Origin of the sequence: uncultured Gilliamella sp. (assembly GCA_945271295.1) — a bacterium.
In the GTDB taxonomy this organism is placed as follows: Bacteria; Pseudomonadota; Gammaproteobacteria; order Enterobacterales; family Orbaceae; genus Gilliamella.
In genome coordinates this window covers 1-24,215 of the sequence record CALYPG010000033.1, presented here as the reverse complement: position 1 = coordinate 24,215, position 24,215 = coordinate 1, and the positions used below count along the sequence as shown (strand labels likewise).

27 protein-coding genes, 1 tRNA gene and 1 pseudogene are annotated in these 24,215 nt (G+C 35.0%); 11 read left to right on the top strand and 18 right to left on the bottom strand.

Annotation, left to right across the window (positions count from 1 at the left end; all coding sequences use genetic code 11):
• Positions 1-120: 120 nt before the first annotated feature.
• From Q0K76_RS12185 to secG, 15 genes and pseudogenes are all read right to left on the bottom strand, one after another.
• Positions 121-1,494 (bottom strand): hypothetical protein, encoded by a 1,374-nt coding sequence (locus Q0K76_RS12185; protein ID WP_294615943.1) that lies wholly within the window; start codon positions 1,492-1,494, stop codon positions 121-123.
• A 7-nt stretch (positions 1,495-1,501) separates the two neighbouring features.
• A complete protein-coding gene (locus tag Q0K76_RS12180) occupies positions 1,502-3,313 on the bottom strand; it encodes a hypothetical protein (RefSeq protein WP_294615942.1) in 1,812 nt (603 codons plus the stop codon).
• 10 nt (positions 3,314-3,323) lie between these two features.
• On the bottom strand, positions 3,324-3,800 hold the full coding sequence (locus tag Q0K76_RS12175; RefSeq protein WP_294615941.1) for an SMI1/KNR4 family protein: 477 nt from the start codon (positions 3,798-3,800) through the stop codon (positions 3,324-3,326).
• A gap of 31 nt (positions 3,801-3,831) precedes the next feature.
• Positions 3,832-4,764 carry a WYL domain-containing protein gene (locus tag Q0K76_RS12170; RefSeq protein ID WP_294615940.1) on the bottom strand — a complete coding sequence of 311 codons (933 nt, stop codon included), beginning with the start codon at positions 4,762-4,764 and terminating at the stop codon, positions 3,832-3,834.
• A gap of 394 nt (positions 4,765-5,158) precedes the next feature.
• Positions 5,159-6,408, bottom strand: a pseudogene (locus Q0K76_RS13075) (integrase arm-type DNA-binding domain-containing protein).
• Positions 6,409-6,495: 87 nt separating this feature from the next.
• Entirely contained in the window at positions 6,496-6,708 is a 213-nt protein-coding gene (locus tag Q0K76_RS12155) for an AlpA family phage regulatory protein (RefSeq protein WP_294615938.1), read from the bottom strand.
• A 250-nt stretch (positions 6,709-6,958) separates the two neighbouring features.
• On the bottom strand, positions 6,959-7,609 hold the full coding sequence (locus Q0K76_RS12150) for an antirestriction protein ArdA (protein WP_294615937.1): 651 nt from the start codon (positions 7,607-7,609) through the stop codon (positions 6,959-6,961).
• A gap of 243 nt (positions 7,610-7,852) precedes the next feature.
• The gene (locus Q0K76_RS12145; RefSeq protein ID WP_294615936.1) at positions 7,853-8,440 is read right to left on the bottom strand and encodes an EcsC family protein; all 588 of its coding nucleotides are present in this window, start codon (positions 8,438-8,440) and stop codon (positions 7,853-7,855) included.
• Positions 8,441-8,451: 11 nt separating this feature from the next.
• A complete protein-coding gene (locus Q0K76_RS12140) occupies positions 8,452-9,219 on the bottom strand; it encodes a GTPase (protein ID WP_294615935.1) in 768 nt (255 codons plus the stop codon).
• A 117-nt stretch (positions 9,220-9,336) separates the two neighbouring features.
• Complete coding sequence (locus tag Q0K76_RS12135; RefSeq protein ID WP_294615934.1) at positions 9,337-9,495, bottom strand: hypothetical protein; 159 nt, start codon at positions 9,493-9,495, stop codon at positions 9,337-9,339.
• Positions 9,496-9,555: 60 nt separating this feature from the next.
• Entirely contained in the window at positions 9,556-9,786 is a 231-nt protein-coding gene (locus Q0K76_RS12130; RefSeq protein ID WP_294615933.1) for a hypothetical protein, read from the bottom strand.
• Between the two features lies 1 nt (position 9,787).
• The gene (locus Q0K76_RS12125; protein WP_294615932.1) at positions 9,788-10,195 is read right to left on the bottom strand and encodes a hypothetical protein; all 408 of its coding nucleotides are present in this window, start codon (positions 10,193-10,195) and stop codon (positions 9,788-9,790) included.
• A gap of 41 nt (positions 10,196-10,236) precedes the next feature.
• Entirely contained in the window at positions 10,237-10,836 is a 600-nt protein-coding gene (locus Q0K76_RS12120; RefSeq protein WP_294615931.1) for an inovirus-type Gp2 protein, read from the bottom strand.
• Between the two features lie 807 nt (positions 10,837-11,643).
• Positions 11,644-11,728 (bottom strand) — tRNA-Leu (locus Q0K76_RS12115).
• Between the two features lie 6 nt (positions 11,729-11,734).
• On the bottom strand, positions 11,735-12,121 hold the full coding sequence (gene secG, locus Q0K76_RS12110; RefSeq protein WP_294615930.1) for a preprotein translocase subunit SecG: 387 nt from the start codon (positions 12,119-12,121) through the stop codon (positions 11,735-11,737).
• A gap of 176 nt (positions 12,122-12,297) precedes the next feature.
• On the opposite strand from secG, the gene thiI reads away from it, so the two are divergent.
• The 4 genes from thiI to trmL all read left to right on the top strand — a co-directional run bounded on the left by thiI (position 12,298) and on the right by trmL (position 16,484).
• Positions 12,298-13,746: a tRNA uracil 4-sulfurtransferase ThiI gene (gene thiI / locus Q0K76_RS12105; RefSeq protein ID WP_294615929.1), complete on the top strand. Its 1,449-nt coding sequence runs from the start codon at positions 12,298-12,300 to the stop codon at positions 13,744-13,746.
• Between the two features lie 106 nt (positions 13,747-13,852).
• Positions 13,853-14,572 carry a response regulator gene (locus Q0K76_RS12100; RefSeq protein ID WP_294615928.1) on the top strand — a complete coding sequence of 240 codons (720 nt, stop codon included), beginning with the start codon at positions 13,853-13,855 and terminating at the stop codon, positions 14,570-14,572.
• 33 nt (positions 14,573-14,605) lie between these two features.
• Positions 14,606-15,979: an envelope stress sensor histidine kinase CpxA gene (gene cpxA / locus Q0K76_RS12095; RefSeq protein ID WP_294615945.1), complete on the top strand. Its 1,374-nt coding sequence runs from the start codon at positions 14,606-14,608 to the stop codon at positions 15,977-15,979.
• A gap of 19 nt (positions 15,980-15,998) precedes the next feature.
• Positions 15,999-16,484 (top strand): tRNA (uridine(34)/cytosine(34)/5-carboxymethylaminomethyluridine(34)-2'-O)-methyltransferase TrmL, encoded by a 486-nt coding sequence (trmL, locus tag Q0K76_RS12090; protein ID WP_294615927.1) that lies wholly within the window; start codon positions 15,999-16,001, stop codon positions 16,482-16,484.
• Positions 16,485-16,631: 147 nt separating this feature from the next.
• Here trmL and efp read toward each other — a convergent pair whose 3' ends face one another.
• Positions 16,632-17,198 (bottom strand): elongation factor P, encoded by a 567-nt coding sequence (efp, locus tag Q0K76_RS12085; protein WP_294615926.1) that lies wholly within the window; start codon positions 17,196-17,198, stop codon positions 16,632-16,634.
• Positions 17,199-17,232: 34 nt separating this feature from the next.
• Here efp and epmB point away from each other — a divergent pair, with 34 nt between their 5' ends.
• The 6 genes from epmB to nudC all read left to right on the top strand — a co-directional run bounded on the left by epmB (position 17,233) and on the right by nudC (position 21,727).
• Entirely contained in the window at positions 17,233-18,261 is a 1,029-nt protein-coding gene (gene epmB, locus Q0K76_RS12080; protein ID WP_294615925.1) for an EF-P beta-lysylation protein EpmB, read from the top strand.
• Positions 18,262-18,436: 175 nt separating this feature from the next.
• Positions 18,437-18,577 (top strand): 50S ribosomal protein L34, encoded by a 141-nt coding sequence (gene rpmH / locus Q0K76_RS12075; RefSeq protein ID WP_034944344.1) that lies wholly within the window; start codon positions 18,437-18,439, stop codon positions 18,575-18,577.
• 11 nt (positions 18,578-18,588) lie between these two features.
• Complete coding sequence (rnpA, locus tag Q0K76_RS12070; protein WP_363322495.1) at positions 18,589-18,945, top strand: ribonuclease P protein component; 357 nt, start codon at positions 18,589-18,591, stop codon at positions 18,943-18,945.
• Between the two features lie 32 nt (positions 18,946-18,977).
• Positions 18,978-19,235: a membrane protein insertion efficiency factor YidD gene (yidD, locus tag Q0K76_RS12065; protein ID WP_294615944.1), complete on the top strand. Its 258-nt coding sequence runs from the start codon at positions 18,978-18,980 to the stop codon at positions 19,233-19,235.
• Positions 19,235-20,863 (top strand): membrane protein insertase YidC, encoded by a 1,629-nt coding sequence (yidC, locus tag Q0K76_RS12060; protein ID WP_294615923.1) that lies wholly within the window; start codon positions 19,235-19,237, stop codon positions 20,861-20,863. Before yidD ends, yidC begins: the two co-directional genes overlap by 1 nt.
• Positions 20,864-20,923: 60 nt before the next feature.
• Positions 20,924-21,727: an NAD(+) diphosphatase gene (gene nudC / locus Q0K76_RS12055; RefSeq protein WP_294615922.1), complete on the top strand. Its 804-nt coding sequence runs from the start codon at positions 20,924-20,926 to the stop codon at positions 21,725-21,727.
• Between the two features lie 66 nt (positions 21,728-21,793).
• Here nudC and Q0K76_RS12050 read toward each other — a convergent pair whose 3' ends face one another.
• Both Q0K76_RS12050 and hemB read right to left on the bottom strand, forming a co-directional pair.
• Positions 21,794-22,567 carry a hypothetical protein gene (locus Q0K76_RS12050; RefSeq protein ID WP_294615921.1) on the bottom strand — a complete coding sequence of 258 codons (774 nt, stop codon included), beginning with the start codon at positions 22,565-22,567 and terminating at the stop codon, positions 21,794-21,796.
• A gap of 272 nt (positions 22,568-22,839) precedes the next feature.
• Positions 22,840-23,850: a porphobilinogen synthase gene (hemB, locus tag Q0K76_RS12045; RefSeq protein WP_294615920.1), complete on the bottom strand. Its 1,011-nt coding sequence runs from the start codon at positions 23,848-23,850 to the stop codon at positions 22,840-22,842.
• 184 nt (positions 23,851-24,034) lie between these two features.
• On the opposite strand from hemB, the gene rpsU reads away from it, so the two are divergent.
• A partial coding sequence (rpsU, locus tag Q0K76_RS12040) for a 30S ribosomal protein S21 (RefSeq protein ID WP_294615919.1) occupies positions 24,035-24,215 on the top strand: 181 nt, incomplete at its 3' end.

Here is a 24,215-nt window from a genome sequence, read left to right as displayed (position 1 = left end):
ACACCTTATGAAGCCTTTTACTGACTGGATTCGCACTTAGATGTTGAATGTAGGTGAAATATTATACTGAAACGTATGGTTCTCCTGAAAGATCTTTACAGAGTTCGAGTGAATTCAACATCAAAGGACAAGCAATCCTATCTTAACCATAGTATATAATGCTAACCCCAAAGGAATACATGAAAAAAGTGATAATAATGAAATTATTACTGTATTTTTCTTAAACTTTGTATTCACAAGGGAATTTTGCTCAATGAGGCGATCATGCAACTCTTTTATTGATTGTTCAGTTATATTTTTATTCCGTTCAAGTATATTAACCATCACCTCAAATCTGTTATTAATATTCTCATTTAATATTAACTTCATGGACTCCATTTGGTTAAAACAAGTCTCAAATTTATTATCCGCATCTTTTTTATATTCATTTATTATGGATAAACTATTTGCTTCAGATTGTGTTATTGAATCATTTAAATAGACTTTCATTTCTTGAGAAGCTTTTTGCAATTGTTGTTCGGTAGTTTCTATTTTTTTATTTACGTTTATCCATGTTTGCTCAACATCACTTTGATTCTTTTGTAACTTTTCATATAATTTTGTTGTCTTATCATTTACAGCAATAAAACGGTAATCATTTTCTTGTTTTATTGCCTCATTACTGATTTCATATTCATTCATTACTTTAAGAAAGTAATGTTTTAGATTTTGATTATCTTGTTGTATTTTACTTTCTAACTTTTCTGTTCTTTCAACAATTCCCATTAACTTCTGGGCTTGTTCACTAGTAACACCTTTTGCTTCCAATAATCCCTCATGAGCTTTATTAATTTCACCTTGTTGTTTTAATAATTTATCATTAGCCACTTTTAATTCAGTCTGATGTTTTTCAATTTCAACATTCTGTTTAGTAATTTTTTTATTTTGTTCTTGTAGTGAATCAGCCTGTTCTTGAATATTATCATTTTGTTTTTTGATTTTGTTGGCCTGTTCTTGTATTTCACTATTTTGATTATTTATTTTATCTTGCTGGTTTTTTATTTCATTTTGTTGGTCTTGAATCCGCTCGCCTTGTTGCTTTAATTCCTCATTGGTTTTCATGATTTGATATTGCTGTTCATTCAAGATATTTTGTTGTCCACACAACACCTTTGATATAGCAGTAATAATACCTAACAACTTTGCTGACTGTTCCGTCAGTAGTAACATAGAAGATTGTAAACTAGAACTTGCTTCTTTAATTTTATCGTTTCTATTATTCCACCAATTGGATATTGCCCCATTATCTTCCTTTTCCTTTTTTGCGGCTTCAAGTGCATCTGCATCATCATTGACCTTCTTCCTTGCCCTGTTTAATTCACTTATTACCTCAGATATATTCGTATTTTCGCTAATATTTGATATATCAAAATTAGATAATCCCTGAATTAACTTATATTCAGGACCAGTAGATGTAACTAGATTTTCATTGTGACTTATTACTATATTATTCATTTTTAACTTATTCCTTATGACCTTTTAAAAACACATCAAAATCACATTGAAACTCTTCATTTGATGAAATGAATTCATTTGTTTTTTCAATTAAACTTTTATTATGATTATCAGCATTCGTCATATTTTCTAGTATTTCTTGACCATGGATTACTGTTTTTTCAACATGTTTTACCGAAATATCCATTAAATTTGACAGTTCATCAAATTGACTTGTAGTTACATCAACAGATTCAAAAAGACCATCTATTTTTTGTTTTAGAACAACTGCTTTTTCTTCTATTTTTATATTGTTTGAGTAAATATCATAATTATTATTGTTCGTTTGATGAAAAGACTGACTAATATGTACTTGCTGATGTTTTATATGCTCATAATTACTAATTGCTTGCTTATTTAACTCCATATGAGCTAACGAAACCTGAAGTTGTTCTTCTAATGCTTCGGACATCTTAATTCTTGTTTGAGAATCTTCCATTAGTAAATCTATCATTTTTTCATCATGACGGTCACAAAATTTATCAATAATAGAATCAATTGTGTACGCGACAAAAGCACTGATAACACCACTTAAGATGCCAACTAATGCTATTGATAAAATATCTGCGATTGGTAATAGAATAGGAACAGTTGAGATAAAACCAGTAATAACATCTTGAAAAGATAAAATAATTGCTGAAATTACAGTTGTACTAAGTAATTTTATTGCATTACGCCAGACTTCCTCAGTAGTCATATTCTTGGGTGGAAATAAAACCATTTTTATTGCTTTATAAATTCCTAATAATCCTTCTCTGATTATCGTCACAAACCGTTTTGCAGTAGACAATAAATTATTAATTAAAAAGGTGAGTAAATTACTCATGAATCCACTAACACCACCTTTACAAGCATCTTTTAATATATCGGGTGTTTTTTGCATTAGATCTTTTAAACGAAGGGCTACCCGATTTTTTAATTCTGTAATACCCTCTATATTAAATTGCAATTCACTTTTTCTCATTATTTTTATTTCGGTAAAAATAATGTTCACAAATTCAGTTAATAGCATTCCCATAGCTTGTTTTAATGCCATACTTCCGGCTTGCTTAGCTCCAGTGGTCATAACTTCAACTGTTTGTTTCTTTATTAATTTTTTATTAGCCGCTTTATCTAACGCCTTTTGTGCTTTTTTATCTTTTTCGAGCATTAACTCTTTGTCGACGCCAAGATCTTTTAACTTTTGCTCATGATCTGCTTGTCTTTTAGAATATTGCTCATCAGATTCACCGGCCTTTCTTTTGGGGCCATTTACATATTCTGTATTCGATTTCGCCCCTTTACCTCTATTAATTGATTTATTAGTTGCCGCCAAATTAATATCACTATTTAGAATTTCTTTTAAATCTTCTTTTCCTTGTTCTGTCCCTGTTTCATAAGCTAAGTGATTTTTTTTATCCGATGCGGCATTTTTCAATGATTGAATATGATCCAAATCCATATTATCTGGATTTTCATTTTTATTAGTGTATCCATCTATACCATCTTTTTTATGATGATCCTTTTTTGTCTCCCACTCATCTTGAGAAACGGCATAATCACTTCGATCATAATCTTTTTGTGATTGTTTGTGGCTATCTTTGTCTTTATCGGCAACATATGTATCATCTTCACGTTCAAAATTATGTAATGTAGTTACATTTCCACCATCTCGATCGGTAAACATTCCTTGGTTTAGCCCAAAAGAACTTAACATTTGATTAACGATTGTACTTCGACAATCTTGAAATAACGCTTCTAGTCTTTCTTCTTTCAATTTTGTTGCTGTTTTATATTGCATAAACGTTTTCCTATGTAATTATGTTTCTCAACCAAACACCGAAGTCATCACAAATAAATTTTCTTTTATTATCATCATGCCATATTTCAATAACTTGTCCGTAACGTCCTACTTTAGAAGGATCGAGATCAATACAGATATGATTTCCTTCACCATCATTAGTAAACGGAATCCATTTTTTATTCCACCACTGTGCCTTTATTTGCATATCTGCATTCACGTCAAGTTCATCAAAAAATAGATCATCTTGTAATTTTGACCAAATCATCCATTCAGTTATTATTTCATCTATTGATAAAAAAAATTTTCCACCAAATATTCCTTTAGATAATATTTTCTGCCCATTATGGATTTCATAGGCTTGTTTAAAGCTGTCAGGCAATTTTGCATTAATTAAGTCTTCTAGCTTATGAATATCTGTTTGTGTTGCTGGTGGATTTAAACTAGATAGTAATGTATTTTCAACCCCCCCCCATAATTCTTTCATGATAACTCCTTATTAAACAAAAATAACATTATCACACTACTATCGAGGCCCTCTCCCCAAAACTCCTAACCCAAGCCATTAACTCTGGTTCGCTGCATGTGGTGATGGTGAGGATGATTTCGCCGTTTTCAAGTTCTTCAATTTTTTGTTCGTCTGCCCAGATCCGTTCTTTGACATAACCAGCAGCTTCTTTTGTGAATTGGATTGTGAAGGTGCGTGGTTCGTGCCATGGTAAGCCGAAGGTGTTTTCGTTAGGTTCTGGGATAGATATTGATATTGGTTGTTTAATCAGATCCAGTTTTTTAATACGATGAATGGCTAAACAGATTGTGTGTATAAGTTCGGTTGCGGCATTATTCGAAATTGCACCATAAACATACAGCGCATTATTCATGGCAATTAATTTTTGTGGTACAAAATAGTAGTTTTTACCCTGTTTGCTTTCATTCGCTACATAGTGAACATGACAAAAAAACTTACTCTCGACACAGTTTAATAAGTCTTCGATGATATTCACTTGCTGTGAATAATCGATTTTACCTTTGCTAAAAAAAGCAATTGATTTGCTAGTCGGTGAAAATTTACCTGAATCTAACTCAAGAAGTAACATTGATAACTGTAATAATGTCTGATCTATGCGTTGCACGATCTCTTGTGGAATGAGTGACTTGGATAATTCGCGACATAAGCTTAGATACTGCAACTCTTGATAATTGAGCCCCAATGTATTTTTATGATTGGCTTGCAAGCGGTACCAGCGTCGATTTTTTTCTGTGCCCGTTTGAAAGCATTCAGGACTAGATTGCTCGATTTCGTTAGTTAACCGGATAATTGTTTGCGCGGAACAATTGAGTGCTTTAGCTAAATCCGATTGATAATGCTGTTTATTTTCAGAAAATAAAATTCGATACAGTTTTAGCAGCTTTTGCCCTGAACTTGCATCTTGATATTTTTTTGTTGCCATACTGTTTTCACCCATTGTGATCAGTTAACGATGTTAAAACTCGACTATCAACAGTGATTCGTATTCACATTGCTGACATTTGATCATATAACGCCCTCTCGGCAGTTTTTTCATCGGCAATAATGATACTAGGTAATTTAGCAGATAGTCTTTCCAAAATACGGAATGAAAAACTTTTTTCACAATTATTTTTATTGGTTCAGCTTTTAACTTTGCCTTTTGTTACATAACAAAAGAACGAAACAGCATAATAAATCATTATTGATCAACTAATCAATACTCATATTTACTTTTATCAATTAAAAAGTATTTTCATTTTCTAACTCAATTAAGCAAAAAATATAATGACTGTTATCCGCCACAATGTGGCGGCTGTATGTGTTGCTTAAGACCGTTAAGAACGCATCATCTGATTCGCTTCATATGGCATGACAAATCCATCTTTGACTAAATCAAGGTAATCTGCCCACCATTGCACAATTTTAAAACGCTCATTAATATGTTCAGCTTTATGAATGTAAGCCGCACGAACACCATTACGCTCTTGGTGACTCATCTGTTTTTCAATAGCATCACGCGACCATAAACTTGATTCAACAAGAGCGCTACATGCAATTGTTCTAAAACCATGACAACACTGTTCTGTCTTGGTGTCGTATCCCATTTTTCGTAATGCACTATTAACAGTACTTTCACTCATCACATTGTAAGGATTGTGATCCCCAATAAAAATTAGTTCATACTGTCCACTAATCTCGTGAATTTGTTTTAGAATATTAATCGCTTGTTCACTTAATGGCACCAAGTGCGGCGTGCGCATTTTTGAGCCTCGATAGGAGAATTTCACTCCTTCAATCGGTTCTCGTTCGGCTGGAATTGTCCATATTTTTTTGTCGAAATCAATTTCTGACCATCTGGCAAACCTAAGTTCACTTGAACGGATAAAAATAAGTAACGTAAGTTCAATGGCTAGTTTGGTCAGTAAACGTCCTTGGTAGCTTTCAATGCGATTTAATAACTCAGGTAGCCGTTCCAGTTCAATGCAGGACGATGAGTGACTTTATCTTTCATTACACATCCCGCTAATTCTTGCGCAGGATTATAGTTTACAATACCTTGCTGTACGGCATATCGCATAATTGAATTAATACGCTGTTGCAAACGTGAAGCGAGTTCGGTCTTCCCTTGTTTTTCGACATTTTTGATTGGTGCAAGTAAGTCTTTTGTCGTTAATGATGGCACTACAGTTGAACCAATAACAGGAAAGAGATTAATTTCCAATGTTCTTAGCACACGATGACGATGATGTTCAGTCCATTTTGCTTGACGCGCACACCATATTCTTGCAATAGCTTCAAACGTATTGTCCTGACTTACCCCTACCTGTTTCTTTTCTTCAGCAGGATTAATCCCTTGAGCAACAAGCTTACGGTATTTGTCTCGGTTCTCTCTTGCCTCAGATAAAGTAATTAACGGATAAGTACCTAATGATAAAAGATACTCTTTTTTATCCAAATAGTATCGCATACGCCAATACTTCGAGCCATTCGGGCTGATTAGCAAAAATAAACCGTCACTATCTGATAATTTATATTGCTTCTCTTTGGGTTTTGCTGATTTGATTTTAAAGTCAGTTAAGGACATGACTATGCCTCCTAATTCAATAAGATTCTAAATTTTGATATAAAAAAAGCCGCAATGCGGCTTAGATAAGTGGATTAATGGATGTGATTAATGATTTGTCTGCGTGGCAAGCCAAGCTTCGATTTCTTTTAAGCGCCAGCGTGAGGCTCTACCTAACTTAATGGGTCTTGGAAATTTTTGTTGTTGCATTAAGGAATAAAACCATTTATCAGTCATGCCTGTTAATGTTGTGATATATTTGATATCGACCAGATAATCAGGATGCATAAGAGCATCCTTAGCAAGTAGATGTGTTGACATTGCTGTACCTCCATTGATGTCTGTGGGTTAATTACATTCAATAGATACGTAACAACAATATTTTTTTATTTTGAATGCATAACGTGATAGGTGGTATCACGTTATGTTCTAATTATGTTAATTGGAACTAAAGTGAATTATTCTTAGTCACCTTTTTCCATCTCTTCGTCAGATAATAAGTCTGGTCGACCAATTATAAATGTCGGTATAGCGGCGGAAAAGAATTAAATGGCGAAGTGGAAATGACCAATTATAAGAGGCAATACTCATCAGGTGTCGTTCCATCATAATGGCAAGACAATGACTCACCTTGCGAATAAAGATAGCCATTACCTGTAAATACACCACCTTCATTCAGCGCAACGTCATGACCAAAGCGTTCGTAATCGATATAGTTTGCCAGTGCTCCTAATGATTTAAGGTCATAACCACCACTTTCTTCAACCCAATAGTAACCAAGGTCGTATTCAGTATTGACATTATCTAGGTAACCATAATTATCTAAACTGTCGGTGAGATTAATTAAGTCCACAAGACTATTCACTTCCCCCATCTCTAAAACCGCTTCATATTGTGCTTGTTCAGTAATGCTTAGACATGAAAGCTTTTCAGCAAGGTAGTTAAGCTCATTCACGTTACTATACTCATTAATATAGTTGGACAGCCCTGTTATTTCTGATTCATAATCAGTTAAAAAGAACTCTTCGTAATACTCGCCATCAATGCCAATACGCGTTAAGCAAGCGTGGAATTCCTCTTTTGTTGTGGGCAGCTCAAGCCATTCACCGATTAATTCACCTTCGTTGTATTTACCAAGGTTGGTGACAAATATAGAGATAGTGCCCGTGCTAGCTGGTTGGTACGTTATATCGGGATTGATTTCATTATTAACGGTTTGCATAAATATCTCCGGTTAACCTCGTGCCGTTTGTATCACATACAACAGCATAATCTACCCACCTTAATAGATAGACTGATAGTGCTGTATAGGCATTTAATCGCACGAAGTTCATTAATAGAAAATTGAAAAGTAGCTCTATTTTCAGTTGGTGGGTGGCACTAAGCCGACTGTTTTGGTTAGTCATGGTTAATGGTGAGTTGTACCAAGTGATAAGAGTGCAACCCATCATCATGATAGATGTAGCTATTTAAATTGCTGCTTAGCAAATTGCCCAATTTTGCAAGTGATAACACGGTCAATAACAGCGCCTGTTATGCCACCTAGTAGTGGAATAACTTTAATCAATTTCACCGCATGCTTTGCACCTAACGCGGCAATCAGTTGTTTAGTAATAGATAGGCTCATTTGCTGAATTATCTCACTCGATTGCTTCATTAAGGCATTTAAGCAAAACTGTTGCAATTCAGCTTTACCCGTCATTACACATAATGAAAAGTACATCAGTAGCTTAATACGCTCATCACGGACATCATGTCCTTGCAAAATAGCAATGGTGGCAACAAGGCGCATTTGAATAAACAGTGAACTTACTGCATTAGCGGGTAAAGTAATAGGTAAACTCATCAGTCCACCAAGCCCCGTGATAAAACCACTGGTTGCTGCTTTATTGGTTTCTTGCTTAATGAGTTTATCAAGACTATCAGAGTGAAAAGGGTAACGGGCTCTGTGCTGCTCAGCTAATGCATAAGCGGAGGTTAAGCCATAGCCCCCTGATAAACAAAGCTGATAGAGTTTATCAAGGAGCGAAGATAACGATAATTTGTCTGACATATGGTGTTCCTTTAATGTAGCACTTCAACGTATACTTTCTGCCAAACCCCATCATCAATTGCTTTCTCTAACTGTGAGCCCAGTTCGTCAAAATAGATATCGGTGATATCCTCTTGATTATCCAGTTTCAGCGTGTAAGTATCACTGCCTCGCTCATACTCAATTGCAACGCGCCCTTGATATTTGTTGTTATCAACCGTAAAGGCAATGTGTGGCGGTGTTTTGAATATATCAGCAGGCAGTGGGTCAACGAGTGAAAAGTCATAGGCTCCTGCATCAACAAGCAGGTGAACAATACGGCGAACACCATCCGGTGCGGGTAATAGCTGAAGTTGTTCAATGAGCGCTTTAAGCGCTGGGCAGTTAACCGCTTGCACAGGTAAATAAGTAGTATCACCACCTAACCGAACAGTTTTCGTTTGGTAAGTCGTGCCATTGGGTAAGGTTTCGACTTTAACGGTAGGTTCATCAATGCGCTGACCATTAAAATGACGCCTTGTATATGGCGTTACCTTAACCTGACTACCAACAGGTGGCTCAAGTGTCAGGTAGCTTCGTTCAATTATCTTAAACTGCTGACGCCCCGTTTTCACTATCATCGCATTATCACTGTACTCAACTACTTTTCCTGTGAAGGGCTGGATATCAACTAATACACCAAGTCCATTATGACTTGGACTAAAATCAACGATGCCATATTGAAAACGGCGACTATTACGGGCTAAATGCGGTCTTAGTAGATTCGGTAGTGTGATTTGTAATGCTTGACGGTCTAACATGATGCTCTCCTTATAAAATCATTGCATATCATGAACACGAAAGTATGTTCGGATAATGATATCTATTTGAAATAATTTGTAATAAGAGTTAGTCACCATCAACCAGCACTGCAAGTATTATAATCTGTTGATATATAACGTTTGATGAATATCGCTCTCGTTCCATGCAAACCCTGCTAACTCAGATAATGCGTTTTTAACTGGCTGACTTTGTGTACTCATGCCATAACCATCTGTCTCAGCCTTCCAACAACTGATAATCGAGTTTAACGCCATGCTACGCTTTGCATATTGTTCTCTACTGAAGTATAAAATGGCAGGGAAATAGAAACCGTGTTACTCACTATAAGCCATCACCCAAGCAATACCGAGAATATCACCAGAGAGTAGAGTTAAATCAGACAGATTGCGCATATCCATATAAGCATCTTGTCCATAACGCCGTTGATACGCTTCTTCATGATAGGTAAAGTCCATTCTAACCGGATAAATCTCGGTATAGTCATCTTTTAACGATTGATAGCGCGAGGTTAGCTTGCCTAACACTGAGTTTTTAAACTTCTTCATGCTAACGACCTGCGATATGCACTGATGAGTTTAATGGCGATAGTGATGCTACCTCGGCAAAGTAGTCAACGCCATTCTCGTTTACATCCACCTCAACAACATGTCCCTCATTACCAGTGAAATGAGACCAACCTGATTCAACAGCCATGACAGTTAATGCTTCATGATGCTGATTGCTATCTAAATAACACAGTAAATGGGCATGCAGTCCTAACGCCTTGCTAAACGCCACTACCCAGCGATAAGCAGTGATATGGTTCTTGCTGAGTGAACGCTCTACAAGGTGATGAACATCTTGCATGGCATGCTCCCTTGAGTTGCTGCCTTTTGCCATTTCGGTATAGTGCAATTCAAATTGTAATTGTAAGTGATGCTGATACTGCTCGTGATGTACTTGTAATACGTTCATGATTATTCTCCTCAGTTAAGTTAACGGTCTCTTTGTGCTCATTAGATAGGTAGCGAGTATAAAAATTTATACAGACCTTTCGTTCTTGGTCTCCCACTGTTGCTTGGAGCTACGACTTCACTTAAGAAGAGACAATCGTTATAGCGACCTCTAAAAGGCGCTTTCTGTTCTGTTTTAGCTAAATAGCTGAGCATGTAACAAACCGAACGATAAGCTTCTTCATCATAGTGGTTTAACATCTTTAGCCCACTAATAGCGTAAGCATTGCGCTGGCAATCATACAAATAGCCTTTCGTGAGGTTGTGCCACGCATACGCTAAGGCTGAATAGATGGGATAGTATTTTTGCCTTTTTTGACCATTTACATAAAAGACAGCATGGAAGTGAATATGCTCGTTTTCGTTATATTCGATGACGACGGCATAACCGACAATATCAAGTTCAAATTGCATGGCTTGAAACAGGAGGAATGTTATCTCTTGTTTGGCTGTTTCAATATCAGTATTAAATGCATCATTTTTGTCATAATGAATATCGATTCTAATCGGTAAGATTTTTGAGTATCGTTGTTGTAATGCATTTAAGTGTGTAATGAGTTGATGGTTAAGTTGGATATGAATAGTAAAGTTTTTGTTCTGCATGTGATGGCTCCATTTCAAATTAGATTCATTTGATAGGTGCTCCGTATATTTTTTTATTATATAAGTGCGCTATGCATTCTTGTTATTGGGGTATTAAGAAGGAGGAGTCATGGTGGTTTTTAGTGGTTTAAAAGAAAATGGCGTTTATTAAATAATATTAATTAACCTTAATTCGGTCCATTTTTCGCATATTTTTTTACTTTTTTAGCATGCTTTTTAGCATTCAATCCGGTCTATTATGACCGTTATTCCTAATAAAATTCATTTGTAAAATAACGAAACGCTTATGTACATAATTTAACTTTTTTAAGGACGAAAACTACCCTCTCTCGTTTAAGCAACAAAAGATAAAACACTCACTAATATTACGATATTAGTTTAAAAATAGCACATCAAATTAATGTAAACTATAAGTTGGTATTTATATTTACAATTATTCTCTAAGTAAAATTGATAATATCTGGTTACGTCATTTTACTGGTTCAGCAATAATTACCGTAATTCTCAAAAAATAGCAAGAGTCTAAATAAAGTCATTGTGAATAGCATCACAAAAGCAATCAAAAAATCGGGAATCGAAGACAATATAAATAATTCGGCAAGTGATTTCCCGTAAGGCTTGCAAATAAAGGATTTAAAGCTATTTTTAGGATACCAACCAAAATAGAAACAAAGTTATCCTGTTTGGTATCCGGTTTGCGTCTTGATTTGGGTTGATTTCAGTTGAACTCGGTTGACACCGAATCTCTCGGAAGTGTTGGTATATAAGGGTTTGATTGACTTCTGTAGAACTGTGTAGATATGTAAATGGTGCCGTGGGCGGGACTTGAACCCGCATGCCCTGAAGCACTACCCCCTCAAGATAGCGTGTCTACCAATTTCACCACCACGGCGCGTTCTTATTCTGGAATATCTGACGTTGGATTTGTACTAGTTGGTTGCGTAACTGAATCTGTTGTAGGGTCAACCTTATTTGTGTTTTGCTGTGTTACAGCTGGTACATTGTCTTGAATAATATTAAATTCACCATTTGACTCTTTCACTTTAAGATTTTGATTTCCGCTTCCAAGATTGGATAGAATGATACTTATGGCAAAAAATAACACACCTAAAATAGTTGTAGTGCGAGTCAAAAAGTTTCCGCTACCTGATGAACCAAATAAAGTAGCTGAAGCGCCAGCACCAAAAGATGATCCCATATCAGCGCCTTTTCCGTGCTGAATTAATACTAAAATAACTATCACAACAGCAATAATTAAGTAACCTGCAATTAAAAGTTCGTACATTTCAACCTGTCAATTTTATGTTATGCAACAGAATTTATTGATGCGAAATATTAACGAAAGAGTGAACAACAAGCAAGTAGATTTTCTGATTTTCTTGTATTTATCGCAATCAATTGTACGTTTTTAGCGAAAAATCAGTATAATGTCGCCATTTTTAGTATAGTATATTTAGATTTATGAAATTTATTGTCAAACTCTTTCCCGAAATTACCATTAAAAGTGATTCTGTTCGTTTACGCTTTATAAAAATTTTAACTAGCAATATTCGTAATATTTTAAAACGTCATATTGAAGAAGTGGCAGTTATTCGTCATTGGGACTTTATAGAAGTTCGTCCAAAAATTGCAAATAGTGAAACGCAAATTTTAGATTTATTAACACGAATTCCTGGCATCCATCATATATTAGTTGTTGATGAATTAATTTTTATCGATGTGCATGATATCTTCGTAAAAGCACTAGACTATTATGCGCCATTAATTGAAAACAAAACTTTTTGTGTTCGTGTTAAACGTCGTGGTAAACATGATTTTACTTCAATTGATGTCGAGCGTTATGTTGGAGGTGGACTTAACCAACATGTTGCTTCCGCTACGGTCAAATTAACTCGCCCTGAAGTTACTGTTAATTTAGAAATCGATAAAGATAAGTTGTTGCTCATTAAGGGGCGTCATACTGGAATAGGTGGCTTCCCAACTGGTACACAAGAAGATGTTATTTCGCTTATTTCCGGTGGATTTGATTCGGGTGTTTCAAGTTATATGCTAATTCGACGTGGCTCGCGGGTACATTATTGTTTTTTTAATCTTGGTGGTAAAACTCATGAAATTGGTGTGAAACAAATGGCTCACTATTTATGGGAGCGTTTTGGTAGTTCACATAAAGTACGTTTTATTGCTATTGATTTTTCTAATGTTGTTGGTGAGATTCTTGAAAAGGTTGATGATGGGCAAATGGGTGTCATTTTGAAACGAATGATGATTCGTGCTGCCTCGAAAGTGGCTCAGCGTTATAAGGTTGAAGCATTGGTTACAGGTGAAGCTCTGGGGCAAGTATCAAGTCAAACGTTAACCAACTTGCGTTTAATAGATAGTGTTAGTGATACATTAATTTTACGTCCACTTATCACCCATGATAAAGAAGCTATTATCAACCTTGCTCGCCAAATTGGTACTGAGGATATAGCTAAAACCATGCCAGAATTTTGTGGAGTTATTTCAAAGCGTCCAACCGTAAAAGCTGTTAAAGAAAAAATCGAAGCAGAAGAACGTAATTTTGATTTTTCTATTTTAGATAGAGCGGTTGAGGAAGCTGAAAATATTGATATTCGTGAAATAGCCAAACAAGCCGATACCACTATTGCTCAAGTTGAAACCGTAACATCACTTAGTCCGGATCAGGTTATTATTGATATTCGTTCCCCTGATGAACAAGAAGAGCAACCTCTTTTCTTAGATGGTGTTGAGATTAAGCTAATTCCATTTTATAAATTAGCTACACAATTTGGTGATTTAGATCAATCCAAGCAATATCTGCTCTATTGTCAACGCGGTGTAATGAGTAAATTACAAGCACTTTATTTGATTGAACAAGGTTTTGATAACGTCAAAATATTTAACTCTTAATATTTGACACCAAATTTATTATATTATGAGTGTTTTTGGAATTTATAAAATGAATTTGTAATTGAAGACAAATACATTATAAATTCATAAGATAAAAAGGATTATAATGAAAAAAATACTTGTGGTTGATGATGATTCTGAAATAGCTCTATTATTGTGTGAACTGCTTGAATTAGAAGGATTTACTGTAATAACGGCTAATAATGGAATTCAAGCATTAGAAAAGTTTGACAGCAGTGTTGATCTTATTTTACTTGATATTATGATGCCGAAGATGAATGGGCATGATGTGTTGACACAACTTAGGGCAAAATTTACAGTGCCAGTAATTTTTTTAACCGCTAAAGATGGTGCACAGGATAAAGTTATAGGTCTTGAACTGGGTGCCGATGATTACATTTTAAAACCATTTAATGATCGCGAACTAATTGCCCGTATTAATGCTCTTTTACGTAGAACGTGTTGGGATAATAAAGCAAATGATGGGTTTGAGAAACCTATGCAGTATTATATTGACAAACTTATTGTTAATCGAAAGCAGCAAACTGTTTTATTTGATGATAGATATATTGAATTAACTGGTACAGAGTTTCAGGTATTGCTTGTTTTTCTTGAAAGTGCAGGAAAAATTATTTCAAGAGATACATTAAGTGAAATAGTTTTAGGTAAAGAATTTATTCCTTTGACGCGTTCAATTGATGTTCATGTATCAAATTTGCGAAAAAAATTACCCGCACGTAGTGATGGATTACCTTGGATTAAGACATTACGTTCTAAGGGTTATTTGTTCATTATGGATCAAAATGATGACATTCAGCAGGATTAAGTTTTTTGTTAAATAAGGTAAACCAATATGTGGATTTTTGATAGACTAACAATCAGAATTTTCACATTATTTTTACTAACTATTGCTTTTTTCTTAATGCTGGTTATGTTATTACCCAATTTTGACTCGCGAAATTTAACTTATCTAGCTAATAAAGAGAAACAATCGGGTAATATACTTGCTAAACAAATCGAACAAGAGTTAATTAATGTACCTAAAACTAGTTTTCGTTGGTGGATGCGTTTTATAGTAGTAATGGATAATTACCAAAAGCAAGAACAGTCTTTATTTATAGTTACTCCGAATAAACAAATTATTACCGCAAATAGTAATTATATTGATATAGTCAAAAATTTTAATGAAATATCACAGAATATTGATGACCCGGCCAAAAAAATATATGACTCTCATGAGATTATAGGACCTTTTTTAATTAATTATAGTAATGAAAAATATCAACTCTATATTTTGCAATCGGCATCAGATATTCAATCACAATTCGTCAATTTTATTTTTGATCATCCTTTTTTGTTATTAAGTTTAACTATGCTAGTAAGTTCACCTTTTCTTTTATGGTTATCTTGGAGTATTGCCAAACCAGCCTGGCGTTTAAAACAGGCCGCCGATCAAGTCGCTAAAGGCAATTTACAAGAATGGCCAGAACTTGAAAAAATTGGTCCCTCAGAATACAAAGCAACAGGCGCTAGTTTTAATCACATGTTACGTGAACTAAAGCGCATGCAAGAGCTACAACAACAGTTATTTTCTGATATCTCACATGAACTGCGAACCCCACTAACTCGTTTGCAATTAGCTACCTCTCTATTGCGCCGAAAACAAGGTGAAAGCAAAGAAGTTGAACGTATTAATAATGAAGCTTTAAAACTTGATGCTATGATCAGTGATTTATTATCATTAGCTAGGCAACAATATGACAATAACGAAATTCGTGAATTAAAACAAATTGATGTTTTGTTTAAATCAGTTCTTGATAATGCTGTTTTTGAAGCAGAGCAAATTGGCAAGAGATTTTCAATTGGGAGTAATCCATCAAACAAAATGATTTTATGCCATCCTATTGCTTTATGTAGTGCACTTGAGAATGTTATTCGCAATGCTTTTCGTTATTCACGAAATCAAATTGTGATCAATTTTGTAGTTCATCAACAACATTTAACTATTACTATAGATGATGATGGGCCAGGGGTTCGAGATGAAGAATTAGAACAAATTTTCAGGCCATTTTATCGTACTAGTCAGGCGCGCGATCGTCAATCAGGAGGAGCAGGTTTAGGGCTTGCTATCGTGTTTAATTCGATCACGCGAGATAATGGTATGGTTAAAGCTGAAAAAAGCCACTTAGGCGGACTTAGAATTGTGATAGTATTACCTATCTATAAAAACTAACGATAAAAGAGAAATAATTGTGTCGGACGTTGCGTTAAATATTGTTTTATTTGAACCAGAAATACCTGCTAATACCGGTAATATTATTCGTCTTTGTGCCAATACAGGTTTTAATTTACATATTATTGAACCAATGGGATTTTTTTGGGATGATAAGAAGTTAAGGCGGGCAGGGTTAGATTACCAAGAGTTTGTTGATGTTAAACGTTATAAAAATCTCAATCATTTTTTAGATTACAATCAACTTGATTTAGAAAATCAGGTTTATGCTTTAACTACCAAAGGTCAGAAACCACATAGCGAAGTTCATTACAAAACAAATGATTTTTTAATGTTTGGTCCTGAAACGCGTGGATTACCTGCGTCGGTATTAGATGCACTACCTCAAGATAAAAAGATTCGCATTCCAATGCGATCTAACAGCCGTAGTATGAATTTATCAAACTCTGTAGCAGTGGTTGTCTATGAATCATGGCGACAACTCGATTATCTAGGTGCTAATTAAATTTTGGCTTATTGAAATAGATTCAATTAAAATGTAGAGTTAGTAAATTGCAACTTGCATAAAAAGCAGAGAATTTTTGATACAACTCTCTACTTTTTATTGTTTTAGAATATGCTACAAAATTATTGTATGGTTATGGGGTAGACTTTATTTTACCCGTGAAACATATTCGCCAGAACGGGTATCAACTTTAAGTACTTCACCAATTTGTACAAATAATGGTACACGGACAACTGCTCCAGTTGATAATGTTGCTGGTTTACCTCCAGTTCCTGCGGTATCACCTTTTAAACCAGGATCAGTTTCAACAACTTCAAGTTCAACAAAGTTTGGGGGCGTTACTGCAATAGGTTGGCCATTCCATAAAGTTAAAATACATTCAGCTTGTTCAACTAACCATTTTGCATTATCACCAACTGCTTTAGCATCAGCAGATAATTGTTCAAATGTTTCATTATTCATGAAGTGCCAGAACTCACCATCAGTGTAAAGATAGCTTAAATTCATATCCATGACATCTGCAGCTTCAACTGATTCACCTGATTTAAATGTCTTATCAACGGTTTTTCCAGAAAGTAATTTTTTAATTTTTACCCGGTTAATTGCTTGGCCTTTTCCTGGTTTATAAAACTCATTTTCAACAATTACACACGGCTCGCCATCTTGCATTATTTTAAGACCAGCTTTAAACTCATTTGTACTATAAGATGCCATAAAAGCTCCAACTATTATTCTGAATTTCGAAAAAATGAGCCATATTATACAGCAAAAAGTTGAACAACCAAATAAAGATGAGTGGATTTTTGAACTTGCTAACGTTGTTACCGATATTAAGCAACTCTACCATTGGTTAGATCTTGATACTGAAACTATTTCACTGCCAATGCAGCAAGCAAAAAAGCAGTTTCCATTACGTGTACCTGTGTCTTTTATTAAACGTATGAAAAAAGGTGATAATCGTGATCCACTATTGTTACAGGTGCTTTGTGATGCAAACGAAATGATAAACGTTGCAGGTTATAGTGATGATCCTTTACAAGAGCAAGAAAATGCCATTCCTGGATTACTGCATAAATATCATAATCGAGCTTTATTGATTACTAAAACTGCCTGTGCGGTTAATTGTCGTTATTGTTTTCGGCGACATTTTCCTTACCAAGATAATCAAAGCAATAAAAATAATTTAAGAATTGCGATTGAATATATTACCAATCACCCTGAACTTGATGAAATTATTCTTTCTGGTGGGGATCCATTAATGGCTAAAGATCATGAAATAGCTTTTTTGCTCAGTGCGTTAGAAAAGATTCCTCATATTCAACGGTTACGTATTCATACTCGTCTTGCTGTGGTCATTCCCACGCGGATAACTTCTACACTTTGCCAATTATTTTATCAAAGCCGTTTACAAGTGATCGTTGTTACCCATATTAATCACCCAAATGAAATTGATGATTGTGTTACCAATGCTATTGAACAACTAAAACAACATAGAGTAACGGTATTAAATCAAAGCGTAATGTTAAAAGATATTAATGATAATGCCAAAGTATTAGCAGAATTAAGTAATAAACTATTTAATGCTGGTATTTTACCTTATTACATCCATTTATTAGATAAAGTACAAGGCGCAGCCCATTTTTTGGTAGAAGATAAAATTGCTAAGCAATTGATGAAAGAGCTTGCTGAACAAGTGTCTGGTTATTTAGTGCCCAAATTGGCGCGAGAAGTTGGCGGAGAAAAAAGTAAACGGGTACTTACCGTCAATTATGAATAAAGTCTTATATTATATAAAGCTATACCCAAGGTTGAAAATATTTAGCTATAATTTCTCTGTGAAAATCTCATTGACGAAAAATAAAATAACTTCTATAATTCCGACCTCTTTAATTAATGCTGTGGAGTTTGTACTCTGCAACTTGTTGATCAATTAGATTTGGATATAAATCGTCATGAAACGCACATTTCAACCATCAGTATTAAAACGTAATAGAACTCACGGTTTTCGCGCTCGTATGGCAACTAAAAATGGCCGTCAGGTTCTTGCTCGCCGTCGTGCTAAAGGCCGTGCTCGTTTAACTGTTGCTAGCTGATTTAAAGTTGAGTGATTAAACTCACTTTTCCTCGGGAGTTGCGCTTGTTAACTCCCTTTGACTTTAGTTACGTCTTCCAAGAACCCATTCGCGCAGGTTCCCCTTTCCTTACCTTGGTCACGCGGAAAAATAATTTGGCTCATCCACGTTTAGGTTTTGCTATTGCTAAAAAGCAAGTTAAGCGAGCTCATGAACGTAATCGTATCAAACGACTTGCTAAAGAGTACTTTCGCCATCGTCAACATCAATTACCTGGTATTGATTTTATTTTAATGGCAAGACAACCTGTTATTGAATTAAGTAATCAACAATTAGTTTCAATATTAGATGGATTATGTCAACGAATCATCACCAAACAAATGGTTTAAATAAGGTTATTTTGATTATCAAACAGCATGTTATTGCATGTAAGTTATTGATAGTTAACTTTTTTATCTTGTTAATCCGCATTTATCAGCGTATTATTAGCCCACTATTTGGCCCTAAGTGCCGATTTACTCCAACATGCTCACAATATGCCATAATTGCATTAAGACGCTTTGGATTGATAAAAGGAGGTTGGCTAACGGTCAAACGTGTATTAAAATGTCACCCTTTACATGAAGGAGGAGAAGACTTTGTTCCTCCAAGAATTAAAAACAATAGAGAAAAACACTAATGGCATCTCAACGTAATATCTTAGTTATTGCTTTACTTTTGGTATCTTTTTTAATTTGGACATCGTGGCAAAAAGATCATGAACCTAAGCCAGTCATCACCAATCAATTAACACAACAAGCAAGTGAAGATGACTTAACTGCTGGATTATCCCTTGGTAAAACAATTTCTGTTAAATCTGATGTATTATCGCTGTCAATTAATACCTATGGTGGTGATGTGCGATCAGCTCAATTATTGAAATACGAACAAACATTGCATTCGGGCACACCTTTTCAGTTACTTATTTCACGTCCCGATTTTGTATATGTTGCTGAAAGTGGTTTGACAGGTAAAGATGGGCCTGATAATGCAACTCAAGGTGCAAAACGTCCAGTGTATCAGGTTGCACAAACGGAATATGCTTTAGCTGATGGTGAAAATGAATTACGTGTACCATTAATTTATCAAGCAAATGGCGTAACTTATACTAAATATTACATATTACATCGAGGAAAATATGCCATTGATGTTCAATATGACATTGATAATAAGAGCCCAGCTCCTGTTGAAGTGTCTATATATGGTCAATTAAAGCAGACTATTGAGCTACCGCATGATGCGGTAACCGAAGGTGGGGGCGGTTTAGGATTAAGCGCTTTCCGCGGTACGGCTTATTCTAGTTCTAGCACTAACTATAGCAAATATAGTTTTGATGATATAAAAGATAAGACATTAACGGTAGAGACTAAAACTGGTTGGATCGCTATGTTACAACACTATTTTGCTTCTGCATGGGTACCAATGCAAGATCAAAATAATCTACTTTATTCGCGAGCGTCTGCAAATAATTCGCAAGCTACCATTGGGTTTAAAGGTGAACCAACAGTTATTCAAGCAGGTAGTAAACAATCAATTAGTGCCAAATTATGGCTTGGACCAGAGATTCAAAATCAATTAAAAGAAACAGCAAATCATCTTGATTTAATTGTTGACTATGGCTGGTTATGGTTCTTGTCACAACCATTGTTTTATTTATTGAAATTTATCCATAGTTTTATTGGTAATTGGGGCTTCTCTATTATTGTTATTACTTTTATTGTGCGAGGTATTTTATTCCCATTAACACGTGCACAGTACCGTTCAATGGCTAAAATGAAGTTATTGCAACCTCGCTTGCAAGCGCTGAAAGAGCGTTATGGTGATGATAGACAAAAAATGAGTATGGAAACAATGGCGCTTTATAAACAAGAGAAAGTCAATCCACTCGGTGGTTGTTTTCCATTACTTATACAGATGCCGATCTTCTTATCATTATTCTATATGTTAGGTAATACCGTTGAACTTCGCCATGCACCATTTGCGCTCTGGATACATGACTTATCAGCACAAGATCCATACTATATTTTACCTTTATTAATGGGTGGTACCATGTTCTTAATTCAGAAGATGTCACCAACACCTGTTACAGATCCATTACAACAAAAATTAATGACTTATATGCCATTAATTTTTACCGTGTTCTTTTTATGGTTTCCATCAGGTTTAGTTTTATATTATATTGTCAGTAATTTGTTCACCATTGCTCAACAACGTATTATTTATTGGGAACTTGAGAAAAAAGGACTTCATGAGAAGAAAAAGAAATAGTTTAACTAAAAAAGGAGGTGCAAAATCCTCCTTTTTAATCTTTGTTTTTGGTATACCGTTATGAATATACAGCAACAATTTACTTTAACAGGTAATGAACAAGGTTATTGGTTTGTTAGTAAAAATGGACGCTTATGGTTACCTGGTGGTCAGGTTCCTTTAGGTTCAGCTAGTGAGTTCGGTTTTAGTAACCAACTTGCACAACCTATTGGCGAATGGAATGGACAAACAGCTTGGTTAGTTTGTAAAGAAATGAATAATGCCATGAGTTCAATCCGTCCATTACTAAATGGAGATGATCTATCTTTATTTAATATGGCTGGTCGGGCAGTGCAACTAGCTGAATTTTACCGTTCTCATAAATATTGTGGTTACTGTGGTCACGAAATGTATATCAGCAAAACCGAGTGGTGTTGTATGTGTGATAACTGTAATCAACGCTATTATCCCCAAATCTCACCCTCAATTATTGTAGCTGTTAGACATAAAAATAAAATCTTGCTAGCAAAACATGTCAGACATAACCAAGATAATTTATATACCGTTTTAGCTGGATTTACTGAAATCGGTGAAACCATGGAAATGGCAGTTGAGCGAGAAGTTTTTGAAGAATCAAAAATAAAAATAAAAAATATTCGTTATGTTGCCTCTCAACCTTGGCCATTTCCTAATTCATTAATGATGGCTTATTTAGCTGATTATGCCGGTGGTGATATTTCAGTCGATAAAAATGAGTTGGTTGAAGCAAATTGGTACCATTACACTGAGTTACCTAAAATTCCGGTATATGGGACGATAGCAAGACGCTTGATTGAAGATACCATTGTACTTTGTCGTGAATATGATGAATATGGTGATAATTAGGCCATATTCATTATTCTCAGCAAAGCGAGCTAAAAACGACTTTTATTCTTAGATATTAATATAAGATTAGTGACGACTACACCAGATAGCTAAGGCTTCACAGTTCCATTTTTTCATCATATCACACCAAATTGCTCGCCATCGACTAACAGTATTACAGTTAAGGTGGAGCTTTTTCTCAATTTGCTGATTATTTTTCTTAGCAACAAGCAAATTAATAAATTCTATCCATAACTCTGGTCGCGGTAATCTATTTAATGGTGTATCACTTAAAAGGTTGAAGCTACGACGACAACGTTTGCATCGGTAACAAGTCCTTGAACCGACTTTTGTTGTATCAGTTGATGCGCAATAAGAACAAATTGGTGTTTGTTGATTCAATAAAGCGGTGATTTTAGCATTAATTGTTTGGTGTTGTTCTGCCAGTGTTGGCGTTAATGTCGCTTGTTTGTGATTAATATACCACTTATGTAATAAGGGATAATGCGTTTGCAAATAATCAATTATAGCGTGATCTCTACGCATTACTTTTTCAGGGGAACTTTCCAGTATTTCTTCAGCTATAAACAGATAACTTTTATTTTTGATACGATTAGTAAAAATGAGTTCTAACCAATTAAAGGGGGTTAAACGATTAAAAGGCGTATTAGTTGCCACAGTAAAATATTTATAGCATGCTTTGCAACGATAAGTATTGATTGGTTTTGAGCGGATCAAATAAAAGCTATCCTTTCCACAAAATGGACAAGCTTCAATATGTTGCAATGTTGTGTTTTCTAAATCATGACAAAAAGCTTTAAGCTCATCATGTAACTCAGTTGGTACGAGTTCATAAATCATTTTTTACTCCCCTAAATGCTATAATTAGCAAATATTAACAGATTTTTACGGAAACATATAGTATTCCTGAAACTTTTATACAACCTTTGATTATCAAAATTACTTTAATTGTGGTAAATCAACTTAAGGTTAGTTAAATAATTAAAGATTGCTAATAAAATTGATAATGAATTCTAGTTATTAAGAATATAGAGTAATTAAGATTGATTTATTGAGTGATTAAAATCGACATCTACACTAAAGATGTCGATTTTATTTAGGGTTTTATTAATTTATTGATTCTGCAACCATTCGGCTACTTGTTTAGCAAAATAGGTTAATACTCCATCAGCACCAGCGCGTTTAAAGCAAAGCAGTGATTCCATAATTGCTGGTTTTTCATCTAGCCAACCATTTTGAATTGCTGCACTTAACATGGCATATTCGCCAGAGACTTGATAAACAAAAGTGGGGACCGCAAACGTCTCTTTTACTCGGTGAACAATATCAAGATAAGGCATACCTGGTTTTACCATAACCATATCTGCCCCTTCACTAAGGTCTTGATAGATTTCTTGCAATGCTTCATTACTATTAGCAGGATCAAGTTGATAGGTTTTCTTATTACCACCTTGTATATTCTTTGCAGAACCAACGGCATCACGGAATGGACCATAAAAGCAGGATGCATATTTAGCTGAATAAGCCATGATTTGAGTATTAACAAAGCCTTGGGCTTCTAATTCGTCACGAATAGCACCAATACGACCATCCATCATATCGCTTGGTGCAACAATATCAACGCCAGCTTGAGCTTGTACCAATGCTTGTCTAATTAAGGTTTCAATTGATACATCATTTTGTACATATCCCTGTTCATCAATGATACCATCTTGTCCATGAATCGTATAAGGATCCAGAGCAACATCAGTTAAAATGCCAAGTTCCGGAAACTCTTTTTTTAAAGCTCGCACAGCAGTGGGAACCAGACCATTTTCGTTATAGGCCTCCTCGGCTAGTAATGATTTATTAGACGCTTCAATAGCGGGGAATAAAGATAAAACCGGAATACCTAACTTAGCTATTTGCTCAGTTTCTTTTAGTAAAATATCAATACTCATTCGATTAACTTTTGGCATGGACGCAATGGGTTGTACGATGTTTTTACCTTCAACAATAAAAACAGGATAAATGAGATCATTGACGGTAAGGTTATTTTCAGCAACTAAACGGCGGCTGAAGTCTCGGGCACGATTGCGGCGCAAACGACGCTCTGGATATTGACCAGTGATAAAAGGCGACATAAAAACTCCTATTAGTTCTTATCAGAATGATATTATTATCAGGCTCAGGATGATGATAAGCAAATTAAATTGTTATCAAGTGATAGTTAGATATTTTACTTTACAACTTGGGTTAATTAGAGGTAAAATTCGGCACTAATTTTTAATTTCTTGTGATATCAAACAAATTTGAGGTGAGAGGCACATGCCAGTAATTAAAGTACGTGAAAATGAACCTTTCGATGTAGCATTACGTCGTTTTAAACGTTCTTGCGAAAAAGCAGGAGTTTTAGCTGAAGTTCGTAATCGTGAATTTTACGAAAAACCAACAACTATTCGTAAACGCGCAAAAGCAGCGGCAGTTAAACGTCATGCTAAAAAATTAG

What these genes read in the sequence shown, in the direction of transcription:
- Q0K76_RS12185 (WP_294615943.1), bottom strand. Translation starts at nt 1,494, where the DNA reads ATGAATAATATAGTAATAAGTCACAATGAAAATCTAGTTACATCTACT.
- Q0K76_RS12180 (WP_294615942.1), bottom strand. Translation starts at nt 3,313, where the DNA reads ATGCAATATAAAACAGCAACAAAATTGAAAGAAGAAAGACTAGAAGCG.
- Q0K76_RS12175 (WP_294615941.1), bottom strand. Translation starts at nt 3,800, where the DNA reads ATGAAAGAATTATGGGGGGGGGTTGAAAATACATTACTATCTAGTTTA.
- Q0K76_RS12170 (WP_294615940.1), bottom strand. Translation starts at nt 4,764, where the DNA reads ATGGCAACAAAAAAATATCAAGATGCAAGTTCAGGGCAAAAGCTGCTA.
- Q0K76_RS12155 (WP_294615938.1), bottom strand. Translation starts at nt 6,708, where the DNA reads ATGTCAACACATCTACTTGCTAAGGATGCTCTTATGCATCCTGATTAT.
- Q0K76_RS12150 (WP_294615937.1), bottom strand. Translation starts at nt 7,609, where the DNA reads ATGCAAACCGTTAATAATGAAATCAATCCCGATATAACGTACCAACCA.
- Q0K76_RS12145 (WP_294615936.1), bottom strand. Translation starts at nt 8,440, where the DNA reads ATGTCAGACAAATTATCGTTATCTTCGCTCCTTGATAAACTCTATCAG.
- Q0K76_RS12140 (WP_294615935.1), bottom strand. Translation starts at nt 9,219, where the DNA reads ATGTTAGACCGTCAAGCATTACAAATCACACTACCGAATCTACTAAGA.
- Q0K76_RS12135 (WP_294615934.1), bottom strand. Translation starts at nt 9,495, where the DNA reads ATGGCGTTAAACTCGATTATCAGTTGTTGGAAGGCTGAGACAGATGGT.
- Q0K76_RS12130 (WP_294615933.1), bottom strand. Translation starts at nt 9,786, where the DNA reads ATGAAGAAGTTTAAAAACTCAGTGTTAGGCAAGCTAACCTCGCGCTAT.
- Q0K76_RS12125 (WP_294615932.1), bottom strand. Translation starts at nt 10,195, where the DNA reads ATGAACGTATTACAAGTACATCACGAGCAGTATCAGCATCACTTACAA.
- Q0K76_RS12120 (WP_294615931.1), bottom strand. Translation starts at nt 10,836, where the DNA reads ATGCAGAACAAAAACTTTACTATTCATATCCAACTTAACCATCAACTC.
- secG (WP_294615930.1), bottom strand. Translation starts at nt 12,121, where the DNA reads ATGTACGAACTTTTAATTGCAGGTTACTTAATTATTGCTGTTGTGATA.
- thiI (WP_294615929.1), top strand. Translation starts at nt 12,298, where the DNA reads ATGAAATTTATTGTCAAACTCTTTCCCGAAATTACCATTAAAAGTGAT.
- Q0K76_RS12100 (WP_294615928.1), top strand. Translation starts at nt 13,853, where the DNA reads ATGAAAAAAATACTTGTGGTTGATGATGATTCTGAAATAGCTCTATTA.
- efp (WP_294615926.1), bottom strand. Translation starts at nt 17,198, where the DNA reads ATGGCATCTTATAGTACAAATGAGTTTAAAGCTGGTCTTAAAATAATG.
- epmB (WP_294615925.1), top strand. Translation starts at nt 17,233, where the DNA reads ATGAGCCATATTATACAGCAAAAAGTTGAACAACCAAATAAAGATGAG.
- rpmH (WP_034944344.1), top strand. Translation starts at nt 18,437, where the DNA reads ATGAAACGCACATTTCAACCATCAGTATTAAAACGTAATAGAACTCAC.
- yidC (WP_294615923.1), top strand. Translation starts at nt 19,235, where the DNA reads ATGGCATCTCAACGTAATATCTTAGTTATTGCTTTACTTTTGGTATCT.
- nudC (WP_294615922.1), top strand. Translation starts at nt 20,924, where the DNA reads ATGAATATACAGCAACAATTTACTTTAACAGGTAATGAACAAGGTTAT.
- Q0K76_RS12050 (WP_294615921.1), bottom strand. Translation starts at nt 22,567, where the DNA reads ATGATTTATGAACTCGTACCAACTGAGTTACATGATGAGCTTAAAGCT.
- hemB (WP_294615920.1), bottom strand. Translation starts at nt 23,850, where the DNA reads ATGTCGCCTTTTATCACTGGTCAATATCCAGAGCGTCGTTTGCGCCGC.